At 72.2% G+C, this 18,843-nt stretch carries 18 protein-coding genes; 14 read left to right on the top strand and 4 right to left on the bottom strand.

All coding sequences use genetic code 11. The annotated features are described in order from the left end of the window. Window positions 1–4 precede the first annotated feature (4 nt). The gene (locus ACNYC2_RS16070; protein WP_419702754.1) at window positions 5–784 is read right to left on the bottom strand and encodes an LLM class F420-dependent oxidoreductase; all 780 of its coding nucleotides are present in this window, start codon (window positions 782–784) and stop codon (window positions 5–7) included. A 147-nt stretch (window positions 785–931) separates the two neighbouring features. Between ACNYC2_RS16070 and ACNYC2_RS16065 the strand changes: the two genes are divergently transcribed. Next, window positions 932–1,357, top strand: coding sequence for an SRPBCC family protein (locus tag ACNYC2_RS16065; RefSeq protein WP_419702753.1), 426 nt, complete (start codon window positions 932–934; stop codon window positions 1,355–1,357). Window positions 1,358–1,394: 37 nt separating this feature from the next. Here ACNYC2_RS16065 and ACNYC2_RS16060 read toward each other — a convergent pair whose 3' ends face one another. The 3 genes from ACNYC2_RS16060 to ACNYC2_RS16050 all read right to left on the bottom strand — a co-directional run bounded on the left by ACNYC2_RS16060 (window position 1,395) and on the right by ACNYC2_RS16050 (window position 4,832). After that, complete coding sequence (locus ACNYC2_RS16060) at window positions 1,395–2,153, bottom strand: methyltransferase domain-containing protein (RefSeq protein WP_419702752.1); 759 nt, start codon at window positions 2,151–2,153, stop codon at window positions 1,395–1,397. A 65-nt stretch (window positions 2,154–2,218) separates the two neighbouring features. Next, window positions 2,219–3,583, bottom strand: coding sequence for a family 43 glycosylhydrolase (locus tag ACNYC2_RS16055; RefSeq protein WP_419702751.1), 1,365 nt, complete (start codon window positions 3,581–3,583; stop codon window positions 2,219–2,221). A gap of 265 nt (window positions 3,584–3,848) precedes the next feature. Next, window positions 3,849–4,832: a quinone oxidoreductase family protein gene (locus tag ACNYC2_RS16050; RefSeq protein WP_419702750.1), complete on the bottom strand. Its 984-nt coding sequence runs from the start codon at window positions 4,830–4,832 to the stop codon at window positions 3,849–3,851. An 80-nt stretch (window positions 4,833–4,912) separates the two neighbouring features. Between ACNYC2_RS16050 and argC the strand changes: the two genes are divergently transcribed. The 13 genes from argC (at window position 4,913) to ACNYC2_RS15985 (ending at window position 18,766) form a co-directional block, all read left to right on the top strand. Further along, on the top strand, window positions 4,913–5,995 hold the full coding sequence (gene argC / locus ACNYC2_RS16045) for an N-acetyl-gamma-glutamyl-phosphate reductase (protein ID WP_419702749.1): 1,083 nt from the start codon (window positions 4,913–4,915) through the stop codon (window positions 5,993–5,995). Next, a complete protein-coding gene (gene argJ / locus ACNYC2_RS16040; protein WP_419702748.1) occupies window positions 5,992–7,188 on the top strand; it encodes a bifunctional glutamate N-acetyltransferase/amino-acid acetyltransferase ArgJ in 1,197 nt (398 codons plus the stop codon). The genes argC and argJ overlap by 4 nt, the downstream gene beginning before the upstream one ends. Beyond that, complete coding sequence (gene argB / locus ACNYC2_RS16035) at window positions 7,185–8,144, top strand: acetylglutamate kinase (protein WP_419702747.1); 960 nt, start codon at window positions 7,185–7,187, stop codon at window positions 8,142–8,144. Before argJ ends, argB begins: the two co-directional genes overlap by 4 nt. Further along, window positions 8,141–9,472: an acetylornithine transaminase gene (locus ACNYC2_RS16030; RefSeq protein WP_419702746.1), complete on the top strand. Its 1,332-nt coding sequence runs from the start codon at window positions 8,141–8,143 to the stop codon at window positions 9,470–9,472. Before argB ends, ACNYC2_RS16030 begins: the two co-directional genes overlap by 4 nt. Next, a complete protein-coding gene (gene argF / locus ACNYC2_RS16025) occupies window positions 9,469–10,398 on the top strand; it encodes an ornithine carbamoyltransferase (protein ID WP_419702745.1) in 930 nt (309 codons plus the stop codon). The genes ACNYC2_RS16030 and argF overlap by 4 nt, the downstream gene beginning before the upstream one ends. Further along, on the top strand, window positions 10,398–10,916 hold the full coding sequence (locus ACNYC2_RS16020; protein WP_419702744.1) for an arginine repressor: 519 nt from the start codon (window positions 10,398–10,400) through the stop codon (window positions 10,914–10,916). The genes argF and ACNYC2_RS16020 overlap by 1 nt, the downstream gene beginning before the upstream one ends. A 53-nt stretch (window positions 10,917–10,969) precedes the next feature. Next, entirely contained in the window at window positions 10,970–12,199 is a 1,230-nt protein-coding gene (locus tag ACNYC2_RS16015) for an argininosuccinate synthase (RefSeq protein ID WP_116674675.1), read from the top strand. Window positions 12,200–12,255: 56 nt separating this feature from the next. After that, complete coding sequence (gene argH / locus ACNYC2_RS16010; protein ID WP_419707843.1) at window positions 12,256–13,710, top strand: argininosuccinate lyase; 1,455 nt, start codon at window positions 12,256–12,258, stop codon at window positions 13,708–13,710. Window positions 13,711–13,832: 122 nt separating this feature from the next. Next, complete coding sequence (locus tag ACNYC2_RS16005) at window positions 13,833–14,384, top strand: uridine kinase family protein (protein ID WP_419702743.1); 552 nt, start codon at window positions 13,833–13,835, stop codon at window positions 14,382–14,384. A 143-nt stretch (window positions 14,385–14,527) separates the two neighbouring features. Continuing rightward, window positions 14,528–16,273 carry a protein kinase domain-containing protein gene (locus ACNYC2_RS16000; RefSeq protein WP_419702742.1) on the top strand — a complete coding sequence of 582 codons (1,746 nt, stop codon included), beginning with the start codon at window positions 14,528–14,530 and terminating at the stop codon, window positions 16,271–16,273. Window positions 16,274–16,351: 78 nt separating this feature from the next. Next, window positions 16,352–16,714, top strand: a complete 363-nt coding sequence (locus tag ACNYC2_RS15995) for a PadR family transcriptional regulator (protein WP_419702741.1) — start codon at window positions 16,352–16,354, stop codon at window positions 16,712–16,714. After that, window positions 16,711–18,060 (top strand): permease prefix domain 1-containing protein, encoded by a 1,350-nt coding sequence (locus ACNYC2_RS15990; protein ID WP_419702740.1) that lies wholly within the window; start codon window positions 16,711–16,713, stop codon window positions 18,058–18,060. The genes ACNYC2_RS15995 and ACNYC2_RS15990 overlap by 4 nt, the downstream gene beginning before the upstream one ends. Window positions 18,061–18,082: 22 nt before the next feature. Beyond that, on the top strand, window positions 18,083–18,766 hold the full coding sequence (locus ACNYC2_RS15985; protein WP_419702739.1) for a DNA-3-methyladenine glycosylase: 684 nt from the start codon (window positions 18,083–18,085) through the stop codon (window positions 18,764–18,766). Window positions 18,767–18,843: the final 77 nt, after the last annotated feature.

Raw genomic sequence — 18,843 nt, 5'->3', positions numbered from 1 at the left:
AGGATCAGCGGCGCTCGTCGCGCCAGTCGACCCAGGCCTGCACGGTGCTCAGGTCGTAGTCCGGACCGCTCTCACCGATCGTGAACAGGGTCGCGCCGGCCGCCACCAGGGCGTCGCCGGTCGCCTCCGGCGCGCCGCTGACAGCCACCGACCGCTCCACGAGCGCGGCGGTGTCACGGCCGACGGCGGCGCCGTGCTCGTCGAGGATCGCGGACTTGGTCTTCAGGACGTCGACATCGCCGAAGGCGTGCCAGATGTCGGCGTGCTCTGCGACGATGCGCAGCGTCTTCCTGACCCCGCCACCGCCGATCAGGATCGGGATCTCCCGCTCGGGCGCCGGGTTGCCCGCGGCGAGACGGGCCTTGATCCGCGGCATGGCGTCGGCAAGGCTCGCGATCCGCGAGCCGGCGGTACCGAACTCGTAGCCGAACTGGTCGTAGTCCTTCTCGAACCAGCCGGCGCCGAGACCCAGGATGAGCCGCCCGCCGGAGATGTGGTCGACGGTGCGTGCCATGTCGGCCAGCAGGTCGGGGTTGCGGTAGCCGATCCCCGTGACGAGTGCGCCGATCTCCACCCGCTCGGTCTGCTCGGCCCAGGCGCCGAGCATGGTCCAGGCCTCGAAGTGCTTGCCGTCCGGGTCGCCCGAGAGCGGATAGAAGTGGTCCCAGTTGAAGATGACGTCCACACCCATGTCCTCGGCGCGGAGCACCGTGTCGCGGATGGCGGAGTAGTCGGCGTGCTGCGGCTGGAGCTGCAGCGCAATGCGGATGGCGCGATCAGTCATACCGGCAGCCTACGACGATGGACAGGGCGTCGCGCTCGCCGCGGCCGGTCGGCCGGGACGCGTGTCGGTCACGTCGCGCCAGGTGCCATGGGGCCGAGACTATGGGTGTGCCGCCGGCCGGCGACCACCGGAACGACAGGAGCACGCATGCCGAACTACAGCACGTCCGCAGAGATCGACGCCTCGCCGGAGGCCGTATGGGCCGTCCTGTCCGACGTCGAGCACATGCCCGACTGGACGTCCTCCATGACCTCGGTGTCGATCATCGACGGCCCGAACCCGCCTGACGTCGGCACGCAGGTGCGGATCGAGCAGCCGAGGATGCCCCTGGCTGTCTGGCTGATCGACGAGTGGGACGCTCCGCGGCACTTCGCGTGGATCAGCGAGGCGCCGGGCGTCACCACGCAGGCGGAGCACCTGGTGGAGCCCCTGCCCGGCGGCCGTTCCCGGGTGACCCTGGCGATCACGCAGACCGGCGGGCTGGCCTGGCTGCTCGGCGGGCTCACCATGGGCCGCACGCGTCAGTACGTCGACACCGAGCTCGCCGGTCTGCGGGCCAGGCTGGGCCAGTAGCGCCCGGACCGCTCCGCCGTCGGATCCGGAGCTGGGCTCAGGCCCGGCTCGCCACCGCGAACACCCTGCGGAACTCCAACGCGGTGCCGTAGGCGCGCTCCGGGTAGGCCTCGCGCAGCGCCGCCCCGAACTCCTCCTCGAACCGGGTGCGCAGCGCCGGGTCCTTGGCCTCCAGCGCCTGGAGCGTGGGCTGGGCACCGGTCGCCGAGATCCAGCGGAGCACGGGGTCCGGTCCGTGCAGCACGTGCGTGTAGGTGGTCTCCCACGCGTCGACGGTCCACCCGGGCCTGGCCAGGCGGTCCAGGTACTCGGCGGGGTCGGCGGTGGCCCGCCGTTCGACCGGTCCGACGACGTCGGCGTACGGCTCCCGGCCGGCGACCTCCCGCAGGAGGAGATGGCTGGGCGCGTCGTGGTTTCCCGGGACCTGGAACGCGAACGTCTGCGCGGCCCGGTCGGCGAGCGCCGTGAGCAGGTCGCGGTGCCCGGGTACCCACTGGAGCGCGGCGTTGCTGATGACGAGGTCGGCGGTGTGGTCGTCGGTGCTCAGGTCGGCGAGCACGTACTCGGTGCCGGGATCGGCGGCGCGTGCCCGCTCGATCATGGCGGGGGAGGCGTCGACGCCGGTCACCCGGGCCTCGGGCCAGCGGGCGCGGAGCACCGGCGTGAGGTGGCCGGGTCCGCACCCGAGGTCGACGACGGTGGAGGGCGTCCCGGGCACCCGGGCGACCAGCTCGGTGAACGGCCGGGACCGCTCGTCCGTGTACTGCAGGTAGGCGCCGGGGTTCCAGTCGGCCATGTCCACTCCTCGTCGTCGAGTATCTTGACGTCAAGATACATCATGTCCGCACGAGGGTCTGGAACCTACGCGACCTCGATGTAGTCGACCTCCGCGAACGCGGTTCCCTTGCCCAGCCGGACGGTGTTCCAGCCCGCCTGGAGGGTGACGTCCTTGGTGGCCTGCCGCCAGCTGTCCCAGCCGGTCACGGGGTAGCTGATGGATCCGGCCGCGGCCCCGTTCACCGTGACGGTGTGCGAGGCGGTCCCGGCCGAGCCGTTGGCGTAGCCGACGTGCAACGAGTAGCTGCCGGTGGTGGGCACGTAGATCGAGCCGACGTCGACGGTGCTGTCGGCGTGGTCGATGTACGCGACGACCTTGCCGTCGGACGCGCCGGCGGCGTTCGCCCGGACCGTGCAGTTGTGCAGCGTGCCGCGCTCGGCCTCGTACCGGACCCGGCTGCCGCGCACCACGGGGTTCCCGTTGGCCCAGCCGAGGTCGGCGACGTACATGCCCCGGCCGCCCGCGGCGCGGTGGCCGTGGAAGACGAGCTTGTCGCCCCCGGCGTCGCGCAGCACGTCGGCGCCGCCCGGGCCGCCCACCGCGCCGTCGAGCGAGGCGGTGGTCATGAGGAACCGGAACGCCTTGGTGTACGGCCCGGTGATCGAGCTCGAGACCGCGTAGCTCGTGCCGTACTGGTTGGTCGTGTACGGGCCCGCCGAGTAGAACAGCACGTACTGGCTGCCCACCTTGGTGATCACCGGCGCCTCGATGATGCCCGCCTCGTCGGCCCGGTCGTTGCGCAGCACCTGGGCGGCACCGCCCTCGAAGGTGATGCCGTCCGCGGCCGTGCGCTGGACATGGATCCAGGTGGTGGCGCCGATGGCGTTGCCGTCGTTCTTCCAGATCAGGTACCGGGTGCCGTTCGTGTCGACGAAGCTGGACGCGTCGATGGCGCCGCCCGCGCTGAGCGGGCAGACGAGCGGCTGGGTGCCGACCGGGACGAACGGGCCGCCGGGGGAGTCGGACAGGGCTGCGCCGATGCACTGCCGGTCGGACGCCGCGTGCCAGGCGGTGTAGTAGAGCAGATAGCGGCCGTCGGCGCGGCGGGAGACGTCGGGCGCCCAGGTGCGCCCCACCTTCGCCCAGGCTCCGAGGTTCGGCAGGGCGTCCGTGGACCGGTACGTCCAGGGCCCGTCCGGGTCGGGCGCCGTCGCCCAGGGCAGGTTCTTGCCCTCGTTGGTCGCGTACGCGTAGTAGGTGTCGCCGAACTTCGACACGTCGGGGTCGGGGAAGTCGCGGTCGAGCACCAGGCTCGGGCGCACGGTCGCCTGGACGGAGACGTCGTCGCTCGGGGTGGCGACGGCGGCGCTGGTCGTGAGGAGCCCGAGGGCCAGGGCGGCGACGGCGGTGCCGGCGAGAGCTGTACGGGAGAAGCGAGGAAGTACCACGTTGAACCTCCGGGCGAGAGAAAACTCGACGGGTGAATTGTCGCGACTGAGCCATTCCCTGTAAAGGGCCCGGGTGCGACGAGTTTCGCCCGCCGAAGATTCGCTCCAACGTTAGACCCGTGGTGCGGCACGGGAGGTTCCGAGATCGGTCGCTTGCATCAGCAGCTCCACGACTTCGGTCCGTTGCTCTGAGATCGGTCAATCAAACGACCGATCTCAAGGCAACGGACCGAAGTCACCGAACCCGCACCGAGAGGGCCGGGGCTCAGGGAACCAGCAGCACCTTGCCTGTGGTGGCCCGGCCCTCCAGGGCCTCGTGCGCCGCACCGGCGTCGGCCAGCGAGAGGGTGGAGCCGACGTGGACCTTCAGGTCACCCGACGCGGCGGCCTCGAACACTTCGGACGTGCGCCACTCGAGCTCGTCGCGGGTGAGCGTGTGGTGCGCGATCGTCGGCCGTGTGAGGAACAGGGAGCCTGCCTTGTTGAGCCGCTGCGGGTCGAACGGCGGCACCTGACCCGACGCGCCGCCGAACAGCACGAGCATCCCGCGCGGACGCAGGGAGGCGAGCGACGCCTCGAAGGTGGCCCGGCCGACGCCGTCGTACACGACGTGCACGCCCCGGCCGTCGGTGAGCTCGCGCACGAGCGCTGGCAGCTCGGCCGTGAGGTCGCCCAGCGCCGCGTAGTCGATGGTGTGCGCGGCGCCGGCCAAGGCGGACAGCTCGGCCTTCTCCGGGGTCGAGACGGTGGTCACGACCCGTCCGCCGTGCAGGACGGCGAGCTGCGTGGCCAGCAGGCCGACGCCGCCGGCTCCCGCGTGCAGCAGGACGTCGTGCCCCTGCCTCACCTCGAACGTGGACCGCACGAGGTAGTGCGCGGTGATGCCCTGCAGGGGGAGGGCGGCCGCCGTGGTGAGGTCCAGCCCGTCGGGCACGGGGACGGCGCCTGCGGCGTCGACCGCCACGAGCTCCGCGTAGGAGCCGGGGGCGTCGTGCCAGGCCACGCGGTCGCCGACCGCGAAACCCGTGACGTCGTCGCCGAGGGACTCCACGGTGCCGGCACCCTCCACGCCGACCACGTGCGGGTACTGCATGGGATAGACGCCGGAGCGGCGATAGGTGTCGATGAAGTTCACACCGGCCGCGGCGACACGGACCAGGAGCTGGCCCGGACCCGGCGTCGGATCGGGGAGCTCGGTGTACTGCAGGACCTCGGGACCGCCCGCTTCACGGGCTACGACTGCGTGCATGCGGCGAGCCTATGTCGCAGGGTGGTCAGGGGTCGCCTCCGCGGTTTCGCCCCTCTGCATAATTATGTATAGTACCGAATATGTCCAGCAGCCAGCTCATCCGTGTCGCCGTCGCCGGCGCGTCCGGTTATGCGGGAGGGGAGGCCCTGCGCCTCCTCGCGGCCCACCCTTTCGTCGAGATCGGCACGCTCACCGCGCACTCGAGCGCCGGGTCGAGCCTCGGCGAGGTCCAGCCGCACCTGCGCGGCCTCGCGCACCGCATCCTGGAGCCGACCACGCCGGACACTCTGGCCGGGCACGACGTGGTGCTGCTCGGCCTGCCGCACGGCGCGTCGGGGAAGATCGCGGCCGAGCTCCCGGACGACGTCCTGGTCATCGACCTGGGCGCCGACCACCGGCTGGAGTCCGCGAGCGACTGGGAGCAGTTCTACGGCTCCGCGCACGCGGGGACCTGGCCCTACGGCATGCCCGAGCTGATCCATGCGGTGGCGCCCGGTGCCGACGTCGCCACGGCCGCCCGGCAGCGCGACAAGCTGGCCGGCGCCCGCCGCATCGCGGTACCCGGCTGCAACGTCACGGCGGTCACGCTCGGCCTCCAGCCCGGTGTCGCTGCCGGCGTCGTGGAGCCGACGGACATCGTCGCCGTGCTGGCCAACGGCTACTCGGGCGCGGGCAAGGCGCTCAAGCCGCACCTCCTGGCGAGCGAGGCGCTCGGGTCCGCACAGCCGTACGCGGTGGGCGGCACGCACCGGCACATCCCGGAGATCCAGCAGAACCTGCGGGCCGCCGGCGCGCCCGAGGTGACCATCAGCTTCACGCCCACGCTCGTGCCGATGGCGCGGGGCATCCTCGCGACCGCGACGGCGCCGCTGGCCAAGGGTGTCGACCCGGAGCAGGTCCGCGCGGCATGGGAGGCCGCGTACGCCGACGAGCCGTTCGTGCACCTGCTCCCGGAGGGCCAGTGGCCGAGCACGGCGATGACGCTGGGCGCCAACACGGCGTGCGTGCAGGTGGCGGTCGACGCCGCAGCCCGCCGGGTCGTCACGATCACCGCCATCGACAACCTCGTCAAGGGGACCGCCGGCGCCGCCATCCAGTCCATGAACCTCGCCCTCGGCCTGCGGGAGACCGCCGGCCTCATCACCGAAGGAGTCGCGCCATGACCGACACCGCAGCGGGGGTCACCGCAGCCCAGGGGTTCCGGGCCGCCGGCGTCACCGCAGGCCTCAAGGCGTCCGGCACGCCGGACCTGGCGCTCGTCGTCAACGACGGCCCCGAGTTCGCCGCCGCCGCGGTGTTCACGAGCAACCGCGTGGTCGGTGCGCCCGTCATGTGGTCGCGCCAGGCGGTCAAGGACGGTGTCGCGCGCGCGGTCGTGCTGAACTCCGGCGGCGCCAACGTGTGCACCGGCCCGGGCGGGTTCCAGGACGCGCACGCCACCGCCGAGAAGGTCGCGGACGAGCTCGGGATCGGCGCGATCGACGTGCTCGTCGCCTCGACCGGCCTGATCGGCGTGCGCCTGGCAGCGGACAAGCTCCTGGCGGGCATCCCCGTCGCGGTAGGCGCCCTCGCCGCGGACGAGGCAGCCGGGACCGCGGCTGCCACCGCGATCATGACCACCGACACCGTGTCCAAGACGGCGGTGCGCACCGTCGACCTGCCGTCCGGCAGCTTCACCGTGGGTGGCATGGCCAAGGGCGCTGGCATGCTGGCCCCGGCGCTGGCGACCATGCTGTGCGTGATCACCACGGACGCCGTCGTCCCGGCGCAGGACGCCGACGCCGCACTGCGCGCGGCCACGCGGGTCACCTTCGACCGCGTCGACTCCGACGGCGCCATGTCCACCTCGGACACCGTGGTCCTGATGGCCTCGGGCGCCTCCGGCGTGACGCCGGACCTCGACGTGCTCACCGAGGCCGTCACGGCCATCTGCGCCGACCTGGCCCGGCAGCTTATCGCCGACGCCGAGGGTGCGTCCCACGACATCGCGATCACCGTCACGAACGCCACCACCGAGGACGCGGCGCTCGCCGTCGCGCGTGCCGTGAGCCGGTCCAACCTGGTCAAGGCCGCCGTCTTCGGCAACGACCCCAACTGGGGGCGCATCCTCTCCCAGGTCGGCACCGTGCCCGAGGAGGTCGCGCCGTTCGACCCTGCCGAGCTCGACGTGAGCGTCAACGGCGTCCTGGTCTGCAAGGCCGGCGGCGCGTACGAGCCGCCGGAGAAGGTCGACATGGCCGCGGCCCGCGAGGTCACGTTCACCATCGACCTGCACGCGGGCGACGCCGAGATCACGCTCTGGACCAACGACCTCACGCACGACTACGTCCACGAGAACAGCGCGTACAGCACATGAGCAGCGACATCGTGAACGGGCTGCGGCCCGACCAGAAGGCAGAGGTGCTGATCGAGGCCCTGCCCTGGCTGCAGGAGTTCTCCGGCGCGCTCGTCGTCGTCAAGTACGGCGGCAACGCCATGCTGGACGCCGAGCTCAAGGCCGCGTTCGCCCAGGACATGGTGTTCCTGCGGCAGGTGGGGCTGCGGCCCGTCGTCGTGCACGGCGGGGGACCGCAGATCAACGCCATGCTCGACCGGCTCGGCATCGCCTCGGAGTTCAAGGGCGGCCTGCGCGTCACCACCCCGGAGGCGATGGAGGTGGTCCGCATGGTGCTGACCGGCCAGGTCAGCCGCGAGCTGGTCGGCCTGATCAACGCGCACGGCCCCGTCGCCGTCGGCCTCTCGGGGGAGGACGGCGGCCTGCTCGGAGCCGAACGCCGCCACGCCATGGTGGACGGCGAGCCCGTCGACGTCGGCCTCGTGGGCGACGTCGTCCAGGTCGACCCGCGCGCCGTCGAGGACCTGCTGCAGGCCGGCCGCATCCCCGTGGTGTCCACGATCGCGCCCGACAAGGACGACCCCACCCAGGTGCTGAACGTCAACGCGGACACCGCCGCCTCGGCGCTCGCGGTGGCGCTGGGCGCCAAGAAGCTCATCGTGCTCACCGACGTCGAGGGGCTGTACACGAGCTGGCCCGACAAGGGCTCGCTCGTGGAGCGGATCACCGCGCCGGAGCTGGCCGAGCTGCTGCCCAGCCTCGAGTCGGGGATGGTGCCGAAGATGGAGGCCTGCCTGCGCGCGGTCGAGGGCGGAGTGGCCGCCGCGACGGTCATCGACGGCCGCCAGCCGCACAGCGTGCTGCTGGAGGTCTTCACCACGCGAGGCAACGGGACGATGGTCGTCCCGGCGCCTCCGGTGGTCGAGCCCGAGCCGCTGGTCGAGCCTGTCGAGACCCAGAGAGGTGCCACATCATGAGCACGCTGATCCCCACCGAGGACGGCTCGGTCCTGTCCGCGAACGGCTCCGTCGCAGCCTGGACCGAGCGGTACACGGGCGCAGTGATGGACACGTTCGGCCCCCCGCAGCGCGTCCTGGTGCGCGGCGAGGGCGCCTACGTGTGGGACGCGGACGGCAAGCGGTACCTCGACCTGCTCGGCGGCATCGCCGTCAACACGCTCGGCCACGCGCACCCGACGCTGACCGCGGCGATCAGCGCCCAGCTCGGCACCCTCGGCCACGTCTCCAACTTCTTCGGGACGCCGGCCCAGATCGCGCTGGCCGAGTCGCTGCTGCGGATCGCCGAGGCCCCCGAGGGCTCGCGCGTGTTCCTGACCAACTCCGGCACCGAGGCGGTCGAGGCGGCGTTCAAGATGACGCGCCGGGTCGCGTCGTCGTCCGGCGTGGGTACCCGCACACGGGTGCTCGCGCTGGAGGGCGGCTTCCACGGCCGGTCGATGGGCGCCCTCGCGCTCACCGCGAAGGCCGCCTACCGGGAGCCGTTCGAGCCGCTCCCCGGCGGCGTCGAGCACCTGCCGTTCGGTGACCTCACGGCGCTGGAAGCAGCGTTCTCGCCGCAGGCGATCGCCGAGCGCGGCGAGGTCGCGGCGCTGGTGGTCGAGCCCGTGCAGGGTGAGGCAGGAGTGCGCCCCCTGCCGCCGGGCTACCTCGTGGCCGCCCGCCGGCTGACCACCGCGCACGGCGCGCTGCTCGTCCTGGACGAGGTCCAGACCGGCATGGGCCGGTGCGGTTCCTGGTTCGCCTACCAGCAGCCGGAGATCGGCGGCGGCATAGTGCCCGACGTCGTCACGGTCGCCAAGGGCCTCGGCGGCGGCTTCCCCGTGGGCGCGGTGATCGCCTACGGCGCTGCCGCACGCCTCGTGGGCCGCGGCCAGCACGGCAGCACCTTCGGCGGTAACCCCGTCGCGGCGGCCGCCGCCCTCGCGACGATCGGCGTCATCGAGCGCGACGGCCTGCTCACCAACGTGCGGGAGATCGGTGCGCTGCTGCGCCAGGAGATCGAGATGTGCGGCAGCCCGCTCGTCAAGGAGGTCCGCGGGCGCGGGCTGCTGCTCGCCGTCGTGCTGAACGAGCCGGTGGCGCCGCAGGTGGCCGCCTCCGCGCTGGAGGCGGGGTTCATCGTGAACGCCGTGGCACCCGACGCGATCCGGCTCGCCCCGCCCCTGATCCTGACCGCGGACCAGGCCGCCGAGGCCGCCCGCTTCTTCGCGACGCTGGTCGAGCCCGTCCCTCCGGTGGTCGAGCCTGTCGAGACCCCTTCCGAGTCCAAGGAGCCCTCCGCATGACCCGCCACTTCCTGCGCGACGACGACCTGACGCCCGCCGAGCAGAAGACGGTCCTGGAGCTCGGCCTCGCCCTGCGCGCGGACCGGTTCGCCCGGCGTCCCCTGGAGGGCCCGCGTGCGGTCGCGTTCATCACGGACAAGCCGACGCTGCGCACCCAGGTGTCGTTCGCGGCGGGCATCGCGGAGCTGGGCGGGTTCCCACTCGTCGTCGACGGCAACCTGGCCAAGATCGGTGTCCGCGAGTCCATCGCGGACACCACCCGGGTGCTCGACCGGCAGGTCTCCGCGATCGCGTGGCGTACGTTCGGCCAGGACCGCATCGAGGAGATGGCCGCTGTCTCGCGCGTGCCGGTCATCAACGCGCTGACCGACGACTTCCACCCGTGCCAGATCCTCGCGGACCTCCTCACGGTGGCGCAGCACCGGGGGCTCGGCGCGCTGCCCGGCACCACGTTCGCCTACGTGGGCGACGCCGCGAACAACATGGGCAACTCCTACCTGCTGGGCTGCGTCACCGCGGGGATGCACGTGCGGATCGCGGGTCCGGAGGGCTATCTGCCCGACGCCGCGGTCGTCGCCCGCGCGCACGAGATCGCCGGCGAGACAGGGGGCTCGGTCACCGTGACGACGTCCGCCGAGGAGGCAGTGGCGGGGGCGGACGTCGTTGCCACCGACACCTGGGTCTCGATGGGCGACGAGGCCGAGGCCGAGGAGCGCGCCAAGCCGTTCTGGGACTACCAGCTGAACGCCGACCTGCTCGCGGGCGCCGCCGAGGGCGCGCTCGTGCTGCACTGCCTGCCCGCCTACCGCGGCAAGGAGATCACCGCCTCCGTTATCGACGGCCCGCAGTCAGTCGTCTGGGACGAGGCGGAGAACCGGCTGCACGCGCAGAAGGCGCTGCTGACCTGGCTGCTGGGGCAGAGCTGATGGTCCTCAAGCAGACGGCGACCACCGCGACGACCGCCACGACCAAGGCGGCCCGGCACGCCCGGATCACCGAGATCGTGACGCGCAACGCCATCCACTCCCAGGCCGAGCTGGCCGAGGCGCTGGCGGCCGACGGCGTGAGCGTCACGCAGGGCACCCTCTCGCGCGACCTGATCGAGCTGCAGGCCGAGAAGGTGCGCGGCTCCGACGGCACCCTCGTCTACGCCGTCCCGGGTGAGGGCGGGGACCGCAGCACGCAGTCGGACGCGAGCGAGGAGTACCTCTCGGCGCGGCTGACCCGGCTCGCCAAGGAGCTGCTGGTCTCCGCGGAGTCGTCCGGCAACCTCGTCGTCCTCCGAACCCCGCCGGGGGCAGCGAACCTGCTGGCCTCGGCGATCGACCACTCGGTGTTCCCGGGGATGCTCGGCACCATCGCCGGCGACGACACGATCCTTGTCATCGCGCGGGATGCCGACGGCGCCGCGCTGGCGGGCCGCTTCCTCGCGCTGAGCACCTGATAACACTTCACAATCGCACCTGACACACCTCCACCGGAAAGAGATCGTCAATCATGACTGAACGCGTCGTGCTCGCCTACTCGGGCGGCCTGGACACCTCCGTCGCCATCGGCTGGATCGCCGAGGCCACCGGGGCCGAGGTGGTCGCCGTGGCCGTCGACGTCGGCCAGGGTGGCGAGGACATGAACGTCATCCGCAAGCGCGCGCTGGACTGCGGCGCCGTCGAGGCGTACGTCGCCGACGCGCGCGACGAGTTCGCCAACGAGTACTGCATGCCCGCGCTGCGGGCCAACGGCCTGTACCTCGACCGCTACCCGCTGGTCTCGGCCATCTCCCGGCCGGTCATCGTGAAGCACATGGTGGCGGCGGCCCGGCAGTTCGGTGCCTCGACCGTCGCCCACGGCTGCACCGGCAAGGGCAACGACCAGGTCCGCTTCGAGGTCGCGACGACGTCGCTCGCCCCCGACCTGAAGTCGATCGCGCCCGTGCGCGACCTCGCGCTGACCCGCGAGAAGGCCATCGACTACGCGGAGAAGCACGACCTGCCGATCGCGACGACGAAGAAGAACCCCTTCTCGATCGACCAGAACGTCTGGGGCCGTGCGGTGGAGACGGGCTTCCTCGAGGACATCTGGAACGAGCCCACCAAGGACGTCTACTCCTACACGGACGACCCGACGTTCCCGCCGGTGGCGGACGAGGTCATCATCACGTTCGAGCAGGGTGTGCCCGTGGCGCTCGACGGCGTCGCCGTCACCCCGCTGCAGGCCATCCAGGAGATGAACCGCCGCGCCGGCGCCCAGGGTGTCGGCCGGATCGACATCGTCGAGGACCGCCTCGTGGGCATCAAGTCCCGTGAGATCTACGAGGCGCCCGGCGCCATCGCGCTCATCGCCGCGCACCAGGAGCTGGAGAACGTCACCGTCGAGCGGGAGCAGGCCCGGTTCAAGCGCCAGGTGGAGCAGCGCTGGAGCGAGCTCGTCTACGACGGCATGTGGTTCTCGCCGCTGAAGAAGTCGCTCGACGTCTTCATCGACGACACCCAGAAGTACGTCTCCGGCGACATCCGCATGGTCATGCACGGCGGGCGCGCCACCGTCACGGGACGCCGCTCGGAGCAGTCGCTGTACGACTTCAACCTCGCCACCTACGACGAGGGCGACGCGTTCGACCAGTCGCAGGCCCGCGGGTTCATCGAGATCTACGGCCTGACCGCCAAGCTCGCCGCCGCGCGCGACGAGAAGTTCGGCAACGGCGTGGACCTGGGGGTCGGGGCGCTGTGACGGAGCACGACGGCACACCTCAGGACGCGCAGGGCCAGGGCCTCGCTGGGCAGAGCATCGCGCAGCCGGCGTCGTCCGGCACCGTGGGCGCGCCGTCCGGCGAGAAGGTGGCCCTCTGGGGCGGCCGGTTCGCCGGCGGTCCGTCGCCGGAGCTCGCCGCGCTCTCGCAGTCGACGCACTTCGACTGGCGGCTCGCGCCGTACGACATCGCCGGCTCCAAGGCGCACGCCCGGGTCCTGGCGGGCGCCGGCCTGCTCACCGAGCCGGAGCTGGCCAGGATGATCGACGCCCTGGACATGCTGGAGCAGGACGTCGCCTCCGGCGCCTTCCTCCCGGTGCTCGACGACGAGGACGTGCACACCGCCCTCGAACGCGGGCTGCTGGAGCGCGCCGGGGAGGATCTGGGCGGCAAGCTCCGCGCCGGCCGGTCCCGCAACGACCAGATCGCCACGCTCGTGCGGCTCTACCTGCGCGACCAGGCGCGCACAATCGCCGCGCAGCTCCTGGACCTGGTGGACGAGCTGATCACCCAGGCGGAGGCCGCCGGCGACGCCCCGATGCCGGGCCGCACCCACCTGCAGCACGCCCAGCCGGTCCTGCTGGCGCACCACCTCCTCGCGCACGCCTGGCCGATGCTGCGCGACGTCGACCGTTTCCTCGACTGGGACGTGCGCGCCTCGAAGTCGCCCTACGGCTCCGGCGCGCTCGCGGGCTCGTCCCTCGGGCTGGACCCGGCGGCCGTCGCCGCCGACCTGGGGCTGGAGGGCGGGCCGGTCGAGAACTCGATCGACGGGACCGCCTCGCGCGACGTCGCGGCGGAGTTCGCGTTCGTCGCCGCGATGATCGCCGTCGACCTGTCGCGGATCGCGGAGGAGGTCATCCTCTGGAACACGAAGGAGTTCGGGTTCGTCCGGCTGGACGACGCGTACTCCACGGGCTCGTCGATCATGCCGCAGAAGAAGAACCCGGACATCGCCGAGCTCGCGCGCGGCAAGGCCGGGCGCGTGATCGGCGACCTCACGGGCCTGCTCACCACGCTCAAGGGCCTCCCGCTCGCGTACAACCGCGACCTGCAGGAGGACAAGGAGCCGGTGTTCGACCAGGTGGCGACGCTCACGACCGTGCTGCCCGCGTTCAGCGGCATGGTCCGGACCATGGTCTTCGACACCGACCGGATGGCGGAGCTCGCCCCGCAGGGCTTCTCGCTCGCCACCGACATCGCCGAGTGGCTCGTCCGGCAGGGCGTCCCGTTCCGGGTGGCGCACGAGGTGGCCGGCTCCTGCGTGCAGGAGTGCGAGGCGCGCGGCATCGAGCTGTGGGACCTGTCCGACGAGGACCTGGCCAAGATCTCGGAGCACCTCACGCCCGAGGTGCGCGGCGTCCTCTCGGTAGAGGGTTCGCTGGCCTCGCGCGACGCGGTAGGCGGCACCGCCCCGGCCCGCGTCCGCGAACAGATCGAGCAGGCCAAGGAGCGCTCCACGGAATACCGCTTCTGGGCCACCCCGGAATAACCAACTCCGCGAAGTAGAGCGTCTGTCCGGACGCACGCTCTACCCCGCCGTCCCGGGAATGGCGAAGTAGAGCGTGCGTCCGGACAGACGCTCTACTTCGCGATGGGAAGGGATGATTTCGCGTGACCGTCTCGCCTGCCGTGCTCGGAGAGCTGCTGAGCCGGATCCGGTCCGCCGACGCGCGCCTCGTGTGCGTCGACGGACCGGCCGGCTCCGGCAAGACGACGCTGGCCGCTCAGCTCGCCGACGCGTTCGAGGCCCCGGTGGTCCACATGGACGACCTCTACGAGGGCTGGGCCGGTGGCCCGGACGCCGGCGCCGCCAACCTGCGCCGGTGGGTCCTCGACCCGCTGGCGGCGGGGGAGCCCGTCCGCTACCGGCGGTACGACTGGGTGGAGGACGACTGGGCCGAGTGGCACGACGTCCCGCCGTCGACCCACCTCGTGGTGGAAGGGTGCGGTGCGGCGGCGCGCCAGGTGGACGCGCTGGGCGCGTTCCGCATCTGGGTGGCGGCGGACGACGTCGAGCGCCTGCGCCGCGGGCTGGAGCGTGACGGCGACGACGCACGCGACCACTGGCTGCGCTGGATGACGCAGGAGGCGGCCCACTACGAGCGCGAGGCCACCCGGGAGCGCGCTGACGTGCGGCTGGACGGGTTCGGCCAGCCTGCCTGACCCGCGCAGGGCTCGCCGCCCAGGTCGACCGAATGGTTTACAGCCCGTCGAGGGCACTGGAAGACTGCCCGCGCAGGTGGGTGTCGTCCAACGAAGGCAGGCATGTGTTCCTCGAACCGCTCGGCACGAACGACCCTGCCTCCGTGGGGCCCTACCGTCTGCTCGGCCGTCTGGGTCGCGGGGGGATGGGCGCCGTCTACCTGGGGCGGTCGCGCGGCGGGCGCGAGGTAGCGGTCAAGGTGGTGAGCTCTGAGCTGTCCGCCGACGACCGGTTCCGACGGCGGTTCGAGCGTGAGGTCGCCGCGGCACGCCGGGTCGGCGGTTTCTACACGGCGGCGGTGGTGGACGCGGACACCGGCGCCGACCGGCCGTGGATGGCGACGAGCTACATCCCCGGGCCGACGCTCCACGCCGCGGTCGACGCGCAGGGGCCGTTCGCCGTCGAGGCCGTGCGGGCGATCGGCGCCGGTCTGGCGGAGGGCCTCGCGACGATCCACGCCGCCGGTCTCGTGCACCGGGACCTGAAGCCGGCCAACATCGTGCTCGCCGCCGACGGCCCGCGCGTCATCGACTTCGGCATCACCCGCGCCCTGGACTCGGCGTCGGCCACCACGTCCCGGGCGTTCCTGGGGACGCCCGCGTACATGCCGCCCGAGCAGGCGCTCGGCGAGGAGGTCACCACCGCGGGCGACGTGTTCTCCCTGGGTGGCGTGCTCGCGTTCGCCGCGACGGGCCGCAGCCCGTTCGGCAGCGGCAGGATGGAGGCGATGGTCTACCGGCTGGTGCACGCGGAGCCCGACCTGGCCGCCGTGCCGCCGGAGCTGCGCGCCCTCGTGGCGGCGTGCCTCGCCAAGGACCCCGCTGCCCGGCCGGGCGTCGGCGAGGTCCTGGAGAGCCTGGCGGACGGCGACGCCTCGGACCGGCCGTGGCTCACCGGCCCGGTCGCCGAGATGATCGCGGAACGCAACGGGATCGTGACGGTGGACGCGGGTGTCGCGGTGCCCCCGGCCTCCCCGGCCTCCCCGGCGGGCCCGGCGCCCTCGGTGCCCCTGGTCGGACCTGTGGACGCGCCCGCACGCGAGGCCCATGACCCCACCCACGTGGCGGCCACGCAGCTGCCCACGCCGGCGTCGCCAGAGGTACCGGCCGCCGAGCCGCCCGCCGTCGGGCACGGTCATCGCAAGCTCCGCCGCGGACGCGGCTTCTGGGCCGCCGTGGCCGGCGGCGCCGTCGTGGTCGCGGCAGGCGCCGTCCTGGCCGCCGTGCTCCTGAACGGCCGTGGCGACGAGCCGGTCGACGTAGCGGCGGCCGCGGCCGACTGCCCGTCGGCCTCCACCGAGGAGCGGGCGACGTACAGCCTGCCGGACGCGTCGGCCGCCCAGGGCCGCACGTGGGAGGTCGTGCTCGACACGTGCGTCGGCGAGATCGGCCTGGAGCTCGACGGCGCGACGGCCCCGCACGCCGTCGCCTCGTTCCTCACGCTCGCCGACGGCGGGTACTTCGACGGGACCGGCTGCCACCGGCTGTACACGGGGGAGGTCTCGGGACTGCAGTGCGGTGACCCGACGTTCACCGGCGCCGGCGGCCCGGGGTACCGGTTCGGCCCGCTGGAGAACGCGCCGGACGACGGCGTCTACCCGGCCGGGACCCTAGCGATGGCGCGCTCGACCGGCGACCCCGACTCGATGGGCTCGCAGTTCTACCTGGTGTTCGCCGACTCGCACGTCCCGCCGGACTCCGCCGGCGGGTACACGGTCTTCGGCCGGGTCACGAGCGGTCTCGACCTGCTCAGGGCGGTCGGGGCGGAAGGGGTCCAGGACGACGCCGCAGAGGGTCCCCCCGAGGTCCCCGTCACGATCGAGCGGGTCGAGATCCAGGCCGCCGACTGACGAAGATCCAATACCTAGATCCGCTAGGCCTAGATCTGCTAGGGTTCTAACCCTAGAAGACCTAGGCATAGGAGTGCTATGCACATCGACAAGGATCTGGTGGCTGCCTCGGCCACCCCGCTCGTCCTCGGCATCCTGGCCGACGGCGAGTCGTACGGATACGCGATAGTCAAGCGCGTCAACGAGCTCTCCGGCGGGCGCATGCAGTGGACCGACGGGATGCTGTACCCCTTGCTGCACCGGCTGGAGCGGCTCGGGTACGTGGAGGCGAGCTGGGGAACCTCGGAGGCAGGACGCCGCCGCAAGCACTACGCGATCACGCCGGCCGGCCGCGAGACGCTCGCCGACCGGCAGCAGCAGTGGTCAGTGGTGGCCGACGCACTGAAGCAGGTGTGGCAGGACGTCCAGCGACCTCCCGTCCTCGTAGAAGGGTGGGCATGATGAGCACCAACCCCGAGCTCGAAGCGCAGATCGACCAGTGGCGCGGCTACGTCCAGCGCCGTCGGGCCATCTCGGCGAGCGACGTCGAGGAGATGGAGGACCACCTGCGTGAGCAGGTGACCGACCTGACCAGCACCGGGCTCCACGACGACGAGGCCTTCCTGGTCTCCGTCAAGCGCATGGGCAACCTCGACGAGGTCTCCCGCGAGTTCGCTCGCGAGCACTCCGACCGGCTGTGGAAGCAGCTCGTCCTCGTCCCTGAACCGTCCGACGGCGGTGCGCGGTCCTGGCGCGAGCTCGGCGTCGTCCTGGCGCTCGCCCTCGGCGCGGGAACCGCGGTCAAGCTGGGCGTCGAGCTGTTCGCCGACGAGATGGTCGTCGTGCGCAACATCGGGCTCCTCGTGCTCCCGTTCCTCGCTGGCTACTTCGCCTGGAAGCGCAAGCTCACCTGGCGGGTCGGCGCGGCGCTCCTGGTCCCCTTCGCGCTGCTCGCGGTGGTGCTGAACGTCTACCCGTTCGAGCCGGACGGCTCGACCCTGTTCCTCGCGGCGAGCCACTCGATAGTCGCACTGTGGGCGCTGGTCGCCGTCGCGTACGCCGGCGGCAGATGGCGGTCCGACGCCCGACGCATGGACTACGTCCGCTTCACCGGCGAGCTCGCGATCTACTTCGTCCTGCTGGCCCTGGGCGGGGGAGTGCTGATCGGACTCACGCTCGGCACCCTCGGCCTGGTCGGCGTCGACTTCGAGCCCGTCCTCGAGTCCTGGATCCTGCCGTTCTGCGTGCCCGGCGCGCTCATCGTGGCGGCGTGGCTGGTCGAGGCCAAGCAGAACGTCGTCGAGAACATCGCACCGGTCCTGACCCGTGTCTTCACGCCGCTGACCATCGTGATGCTGCTCGTCTTCCTCGGTGTCTTCGCGACCACGGGCGGCCTGCTCGACGTCGACCGCGAGCTGCTCATCCTCATGGACGCGGTGCTCGTGCTGGTCCTGTGCCTGCTGCTCTACTCGATCTCCGCCCGCGACTCGCTCGCTCCGCCCGGCCTCTTCGACGTCCTCCAGCTCGTGCTGGTGGTCGCGGCGCTCGCGGTCGACGCGGTCACCCTGAGCGCGATGCTGACCCGCATCGCCGAGTTCGGGTTCAGCGCCAACAAGGTCGCGGCCCTCGGGCTGAACCTGGTGCTGCTGGTGCACCTGGCCTGGTCGGCCTGGTTGACCGTCGGGTTCCTCCGGGGCGCACGGCCGTTCGCCCCGATCGAGCGCTGGCAGACGCGGTACCTCCCGGCGTACGCCGTGTGGGCGCTGATCGTGGTCGTGATCTTCCCGCCCGTCTTCGCGTTCGCGTAGCGGGTCCGTGCATGATCGGGGCATGAAGGCTCCCGACGCCGTCCTCAGCAGCGTCCCGGGCAGGGACTGGTACCTGCGACCAGTTCTCGATGTCGCCCGGGACCTGCTGGGGGCCACGCTCACGACGCGCACGCCCGACGGCGTCGTCTCCCTCCGCCTCACCGAGGTGGAGGCGTACGACGGCGCCACCGACCCCGGCTCGCACGCCTTTCGTGGCCCCAACCGGCGGAACGCGACGATGTTCGGCGAGCCCGGACGGCTGTACGTGTACCGCCATCTCGGCCTGCACCACTGCGTCAACCTGGTGTGCGGCCCGGAGGGGGAGGCCTCGGCGGTGCTGGTCCGAGCCGGCGAGGTGGTCGACGGCGCCGACCTGGCCCGCTCCCGCCGGCTCGCGTCCGGCGTGGTCCGGACCGACCGCGACCTCGCACGCGGCCCGGCCCGCCTGGCGGTCGCCCTGGGGCTCGACCTGTCCGCCGACGGCGTGGACGTCACAGATCCCGACGGCGACGTGGTGCTCGCCCGCCCGTTGGTCGCGTCCCCGTTGATCGAGCCGTCCCCGTTGGTCGAGCCTGTCGAGACCCCCGCCGCCATCCGCACCGGCCCACGCGTAGGCGTGAGCGGTGACGGCGGCCGCGCCGACCTCTTCCCCTGGCGCTTCTGGCTGGACGCCGAGCCGACCGTCTCGCTCTACCGCAAGGCTTGACCACGCTCACTCGACTTCGGTCCCTTGCCCTGCGGTTGCCGACGAGATCGGTCCCTTGCTCTGAGATCGGTCAATTA

This window comes from Promicromonospora sp. NFX87 (genome assembly GCF_048564965.1).
In the GTDB taxonomy this organism is placed as follows: Bacteria; Actinomycetota; Actinomycetes; order Actinomycetales; family Cellulomonadaceae; genus Promicromonospora.
Note: the sequence above shows the minus strand (reverse complement) of the source record. Positions and strands in the feature narration are given on the sequence as shown.